Raw genomic sequence first — 5,582 nt, 5'->3', positions numbered from 1 at the left:
CGTGGGCAGGCCCAGCCGGTACCGAAGCGCACGGCACGGGAGAAGACTCTCGCGAAGCAGGCCGCCCGCGCTGCTGCGGGCAAGGTCGCCCGCAAGCCGGGTCAGGCCGAGCGTGGTAGACGCTGACGTAACCCGTCCTATGCCAGGGCGGGCGAGGATATCTCGTACAACCTGGGCTCGCTGGCAGCCGGGACGGCCGAGGTCAACACGGGAAGCCCTGGCTTGACGGTGGGCTTCGTCGGGCCTGCGTCAGGTGATCTGGTCGCTTCGGCGGCGGCGTCGTCGATCAGGCACTCTCCGCTGCGTTCGTCGTAGTCGCCGCCGTAGAAGACGCAACACACGCCGATGCCGTCGGTGTCCTGGTGATCCCCTGCGCATTCCCAGAAGTCGTCGCCCGCCGGTTGTGCTCCGGCGTTGGCGGCGAGGCCGAGTGCGAGGCCGGCCGCCAGCGCGGCGGCGGCCAGCAGGCGGCGAGATGGGTCCGACATGTTGCTCATGGCGCGCTCCTCTTGGGTCGTCGCATCCCCGCGGGACGCGTCTACTAGGTAGGAGTGATCGGAGCGGCTGAAAGGCACACTTTTTCCGACGACTCGTCGCACCGCCACAAATAATCAGTGGAAGTCTGCGGCCGAATTGGTCACGCTCAATGGCATGGATGCGCGGCTCTACGACACCGCGACCGACTTCGGGCCGGTCGCCCATTGGGTGTACCGCCGGGATCCCGTGTTGTTCACCAGCGAGCTAACTGTTCTGCGTGCGACGAGGAGGATCGCCGACGGGGTCTTCCTGTCCGTCGCCGACTGTGACGGCGCGGTCGGTGCCGCGCTGCAGGTGTCCGGCGAAGCTCTCCTGGTGAGCGGATTGCCAGCCGCCATGGCGAAGACAGCGGCCGTCGAGGTGTCGACAGCGTGCGCGGCGCTCCCGGGGATCCGTGGAACGCAGTCCACCGCAATGGCGTTCGCCGACGCCTGGTGCTCCGTCACCGGAGCGCACGCGGTCGAGGGGACCGACAGGACGTTGTACCGGCTCGACGATCTGGTGGCCCCCACCGGCGTGCCCGGGGTCAGCCGCCTTGCCGGAGCAGCCGATGAGGAGTTCGTCGTCGACGGGCTGGACGGGTTCTTCGCAGACGCGCACGGCGCCACGTCAGACAGGAAGGCCCGGCGCGGATACCTCAGCGACATCATCGAGGACGGTGGCGACGTGGTGCTCTGGTCGGTGGACGGCGCGCCGGTCAGCATGGCGCGAGTGCACGCACCCGCCGCGGGGATGTGCCGCATCGGCCCGGTCTTCACGCCGGCCGCAAGCAGGGGCCACGGCTTCGGCGCGGCGGTCACCGCGGCCGCGGTGCGTCACGCCCACCGGCGCGGCGCCAGGCACGTGGTGCTGTTCGCCGACGTCGACAACCCGGTGGCGAACGGAATCTATCGGCGGCTCGGGTTCGTGCCGGTCGCCGACTCCTTGGAGTATGCGTTCACGGCGTGACCGCGAGCTACTTGACCTTGTGCTGCGGGCCCTGTTCCTTCTTGTACAGCGCCTTGAGCATCCGGTCGCGCAAGAAGGCGTTGTCGATGAACTTGATCCCCGCGTTCGCCACCGGGGGCATGCCCAGCAGCTTGTGGAAGTAGCGGCCGCGCCTGTACTCCCGGCCCCACGCCGCTTCCATCCGCTGCGCGTAGTTGGTGAAGTCGTCGGGCCCGCCGTTCTGCAGCGCTGCGACGGCGCATTCGCCGGCGGCCAGACCGGATTCGAGCGCCTTGGAGATGCCCGCACCCGACGCCGGCTTGCCCGCGCCCAGCGAGTCGCCGGTGAACAGCACGCCGGGCCGCCACGGCGGCCACGCGGTGAAGCCCATCGGCAATCGCCACGCCCGCACGCTCTTGTTCTTCTTGAGGTCCTCGATGGCAGGCAGCTCCCAGTCGCGCGGCAGCGTCCGCAGGAACTCCCCGAGGAACTGGGTGGCGTTGATCGACTGCCAGTTCTTGTAACTGTTGACGTAGCCCAGCCCGATGTTGAAGACGCCGTTGCCCATCGGGAACACCCAGCCGTAGCCCGGCAGCTGATCGCCCTGGAACGCCAGCTTCAGGTAGATGTCGAGGCTGTCGGAGTCCGGGCGGTTGGCATGCATCTCGGACCGGATCGCGATCGCGGAGTAGCCGTTGTACTGCGAGTCCAGCTTGAGTGCCCGCTTGATGGGGGAGTAGGCGCCGTCGGCCGCGATCACCGCGTCGGCGAAGACCTTTTCACCACCCTTGAGCGTGACGCCGATCACCCGGCCGTTCGCGTCGAATTCCGGACCGGTCACCTCGGCGGACTGGCGCACTTCGGCACCGGCGGACTCGGCGTGCTTGAGCAGCAGGGTGTCGAGTTCGGTGCGGCTGACGGTGTGGCCGTGGTCCGGCATGCCGGGCCGCTTCGGGAATGACAGTTCCCACGAGCTGGGGCTGAACACGGTCACCCGGTTGACCTGGTGGAACTTGGAGACCTCTTCGGCCAGTCCCATCTTCTGCAGGTAGCTCACTGCGCGCGCCGTCAGTCCGTCGCCGCACGGCTTGTCGCGCGGGAATTCGGCCTTGTCCAGGACGACTACCTTGGCGCCGGTCCGCGCCGCCTGCCATGCCGCGGCAGAGCCCGAAGGGCCCCCGCCGGCAACGACGAGGTCGTATCGCTGCGTCATCTGTTCCATCTCGCTAGCTGGGCATGTCTCGGGGCGATAGTACCCGGGGCGGTGAATGCCACCGTGACGAGCACGGCCGCCGAAACCATGATTCGCGATCGTGGGGCACGGCACGGCACGGCGCGGTCTTGGCAGGTCAGGCAGGCTCAGCCGGTACAGTGAGTGGGTGCGCAGACCGTCCATCCCCAGACCGGGTACCCAGCCTGGCGTGAAGGTCGACGCGCGCAGCGAGCGTTGGCGCGAGCACCGCAAGAAGGTGCGTGCTGAGATCGTCGCCGCCGCCTTCCGGGCGATCGACCGGCTGGGCCCCGAGTTGAGTTTGCGCGAGATCGCCGAGGAGGCCGGGACAGCCAAGCCGAAGATCTACCGGCACTTCACCGACAAATCGGATCTGTTCCAGGCGATCGGCGAGCGGCTGCGAGACATCCTGTGGGCGGCCATCTTCCCGACAATCAACCTGGCCACCGACCCCGCCCGCGAGGTGATCCGCCGCAGCGTCGAACAGTACGTGCTGCTGGTCGATCAGCATCCCAACGTGTGCCGCTTCCTCATCCAGGGGCGCTTCGCCGAGCAGAGCGAGTCGACGATGCGGGCACTCAACGAGGGTCGCGGGATCACCCTGGCGATGGCCGACATGTTCAGCAACGAGTTGCGCGAGATGGAGCTCGACGGTGCCGCCATGGAGCTGGCCGCGTACACCACGTACGGGTCGGCGGCAGCGGCGACGGACTGGTGGCTGGGCTCCGAAGTGGACAGCCCGCGGCGCATGCCGCCCGACGAGTTCATCGCTCACATGACGACCATCATGCTGAGCTCGATCTACGGCACCTGCGAGTTGCTCGGCATCAAGATCGACGCGGATCTGCCGCTGCACGAGGGCGTTCGTCGCCGCAAATCCGTCGCCTGATACCCGGTACCCGCGTTCCCAGGTATCGTCGTGGTCATGACCGTTGCCGAGCAGGCTGACGAGACCGCAGTCCGCAGGGATCCCGTGCACACCCGAACGCTCATCATCGGGACCGGGTTCTCCGGCCTGGGCATGGCCATCGCGCTGCAGCGCCAGGGCGTCGACTTTCTCCTACTGGAGAAGGCCGACGAGATCGGCGGCACCTGGCGCGACAACACCTATCCCGGCGCTGCCTGCGACGTACCGTCACACCTCTACTCGTTTTCGTTCGAACCGAAACCCGACTGGCGATATGTGTTTTCCTACCAGCCGGAGATCCTGGACTACCTCAAAGCGGTCACCGACAAGTACGGATTGCGCCGCTACATCAAGTTCAACTCCCATATGAAGCGGGCGCACTGGGACGACGCCGAATACCGCTGGCATGCGTTCACCGAGTCAGGGCAGGAGTACGTTGCTCAGTTCCTGATCTCCGGCGCCGGCGCGTTGCACATCCCGTCGCTGCCTGAGATACCCGGCCTCGACGAATTCGCGGGCCCGACGTTTCACACCGCCCAGTGGGATCACGCCGCAGACCTAACAGGAAAGCGGGTGGCGGTAATTGGGACCGGAGCCAGTGCCATCCAGGTTGTGCCCGAGTTGGTGAAGACCACCGGGCAGGTGCAGCTGTATCAGCGCACGCCCGCCTGGATCAAGCCGCGGATCAACTTCGCCTTTCCGCCAGTGTTGCGTCGCGCCTTCGAATTCGTTCCCGGACTGCGTGCGGCGCTGCGATCCGCGACGTACTGGACACTGGATGCCAGGGCAATTGCGTTGGCGAAGCGACCCGAGTTGCTCAAGGCGGTCGAATTGATATACAAGGCCAACATGCGGCGCTACATCAGCGATCCCGAACTCCTTGCCAAGCTGACGCCTCGTTACCGCCCCGGCTGCAAGCGAATTCTCATCTCTGACAACTTCTATCAAGCTGTCGCCGACCCGAAGACCGTGCTCGTCACAGAAGGCATCGACCGGGTGACTCCGGACCGCATCGTCACCGTCGACGGCACCGAGCGCCGCGTCGACGCGATCGTGTTGGCAACGGGCTTCCATGTCACCGACTCGTTCACCTATATCGACATCAAGGGTGCCAACGGCGAGGATCTAGTGGACCGCTGGACCCGGGAAGGTCTTATGGCACACCGAGGCATCACGATCGCCGACGTGCCGAACCTGTTCTTTCTGCTCGGACCCAACACGGGCCTCGGACACAACTCCGTCGTGTTCATGATCGAGTCCCAGATCCGCTACGTCTCCCAGGCGATCGCGGTGGTTGACAAGGCTGGAGCACAGGCACTCGCGCCTACCAGGGCCGCGCAGGACCGATTCAACGAAAAGCTGCAGCGCGACCTCGCCGGCACGGTGTGGAACACCGGCGGGTGCCGCAGCTGGTATCTCGACGAACACGGCGTCAACCGGGCTCTATGGTCGGGGCTGACCACTGAGTACTGGACGGCGACGCGCAAACTCAAGTCCTCGGAGTACACGCTCACCGGCGTAGGCGCCGACACGCAAACACAGCCTGTTGTGATGCCGCAGGTTGTCGCACCCCAGGGGTAGTGTCGGAAACCTAGATTTCGACGAACAAAATGGGGTCCAAGGTGTCCGACGGAATGAAGTTGATCAACCGTGTTTCGGCCATCAACTGGAACCGCGTCCAAGACGACAAAGATGCCGAGGTATGGGACCGGCTGACCGGCAACTTCTGGTTGCCGGAGAAGGTTCCGGTGTCCAACGACATCCCGTCCTGGGGCACGCTGACGGCCCACGAGAAGCAGCTAACCATGCGCGTCTTCACCGGCCTGACGCTGCTGGACACCATCCAGGGCACCGTCGGCGCGGTGAGCCTGATCCCCGACGCGCTGACCCAGCACGAAGAGGCGGTCTACACCAACATCGCGTTCATGGAGTCGGTGCACGCGAAGAGCTACAGCAACATCTTCTCCACGCTGTGCTCGA

The 5,582-nt window shown here is 65.9% G+C and carries 6 protein-coding genes and 1 pseudogene; 5 read left to right on the top strand and 2 right to left on the bottom strand.

The features are described 5' to 3' along the window. Positions 1-126, top strand: a pseudogene (locus tag QOC69_RS31725) (LysR family transcriptional regulator); the annotation flags it as partial. Positions 127-137: 11 nt separating this feature from the next. Here the strand turns inward: QOC69_RS31725 and QOC69_RS31720 are convergent. Further along, positions 138-497: a hypothetical protein gene (locus QOC69_RS31720; protein WP_526446468.1), complete on the bottom strand. Its 360-nt coding sequence runs from the start codon at positions 495-497 to the stop codon at positions 138-140. Positions 498-651: 154 nt separating this feature from the next. On the opposite strand from QOC69_RS31720, the gene QOC69_RS31715 reads away from it, so the two are divergent. Further along, positions 652-1,485: a GNAT family N-acetyltransferase gene (locus QOC69_RS31715; RefSeq protein ID WP_526446467.1), complete on the top strand. Its 834-nt coding sequence runs from the start codon at positions 652-654 to the stop codon at positions 1,483-1,485. A gap of 7 nt (positions 1,486-1,492) precedes the next feature. On the opposite strand, the gene QOC69_RS31710 is transcribed toward QOC69_RS31715, so the two are convergent. Next, positions 1,493-2,677, bottom strand: a complete 1,185-nt coding sequence (locus QOC69_RS31710) for an NAD(P)/FAD-dependent oxidoreductase (protein ID WP_526446466.1) — start codon at positions 2,675-2,677, stop codon at positions 1,493-1,495. 166 nt (positions 2,678-2,843) lie between these two features. Between QOC69_RS31710 and QOC69_RS31705 the strand changes: the two genes are divergently transcribed. From QOC69_RS31705 to QOC69_RS31695, 3 genes are all read left to right on the top strand, one after another. Beyond that, complete coding sequence (locus tag QOC69_RS31705; RefSeq protein WP_526446465.1) at positions 2,844-3,584, top strand: TetR/AcrR family transcriptional regulator; 741 nt, start codon at positions 2,844-2,846, stop codon at positions 3,582-3,584. Between the two features lie 36 nt (positions 3,585-3,620). Continuing rightward, complete coding sequence (locus tag QOC69_RS31700) at positions 3,621-5,183, top strand: flavin-containing monooxygenase (RefSeq protein WP_526446464.1); 1,563 nt, start codon at positions 3,621-3,623, stop codon at positions 5,181-5,183. Between the two features lie 53 nt (positions 5,184-5,236). Beyond that, positions 5,237-5,582, top strand: a 346-nt coding sequence (locus QOC69_RS31695; protein ID WP_526446463.1) for a ribonucleotide-diphosphate reductase subunit beta, incomplete at its 3' end; no start/stop codon positions are given.

The sequence above is a fragment of the Mycobacterium sp. genome, from assembly GCF_032162105.1.
In the GTDB taxonomy this organism is placed as follows: Bacteria; Actinomycetota; Actinomycetes; order Mycobacteriales; family Mycobacteriaceae; genus Mycobacterium.
Note: the sequence above shows the minus strand (reverse complement) of the source record. Positions and strands in the feature narration are given on the sequence as shown.

Bases quoted from the DNA above. Each gene is read 5' to 3' on its own strand.
- QOC69_RS31720 (WP_526446468.1), bottom strand. From the start codon at position 497: ATGAGCAACATGTCGGACCCATCTCGCCGCCTGCTGGCCGCCGCCGCG.
- QOC69_RS31715 (WP_526446467.1), top strand. From the start codon at position 652: ATGGATGCGCGGCTCTACGACACCGCGACCGACTTCGGGCCGGTCGCC.
- QOC69_RS31710 (WP_526446466.1), bottom strand. From the start codon at position 2,677: ATGACGCAGCGATACGACCTCGTCGTTGCCGGCGGGGGCCCTTCGGGC.
- QOC69_RS31700 (WP_526446464.1), top strand. From the start codon at position 3,621: ATGACCGTTGCCGAGCAGGCTGACGAGACCGCAGTCCGCAGGGATCCC.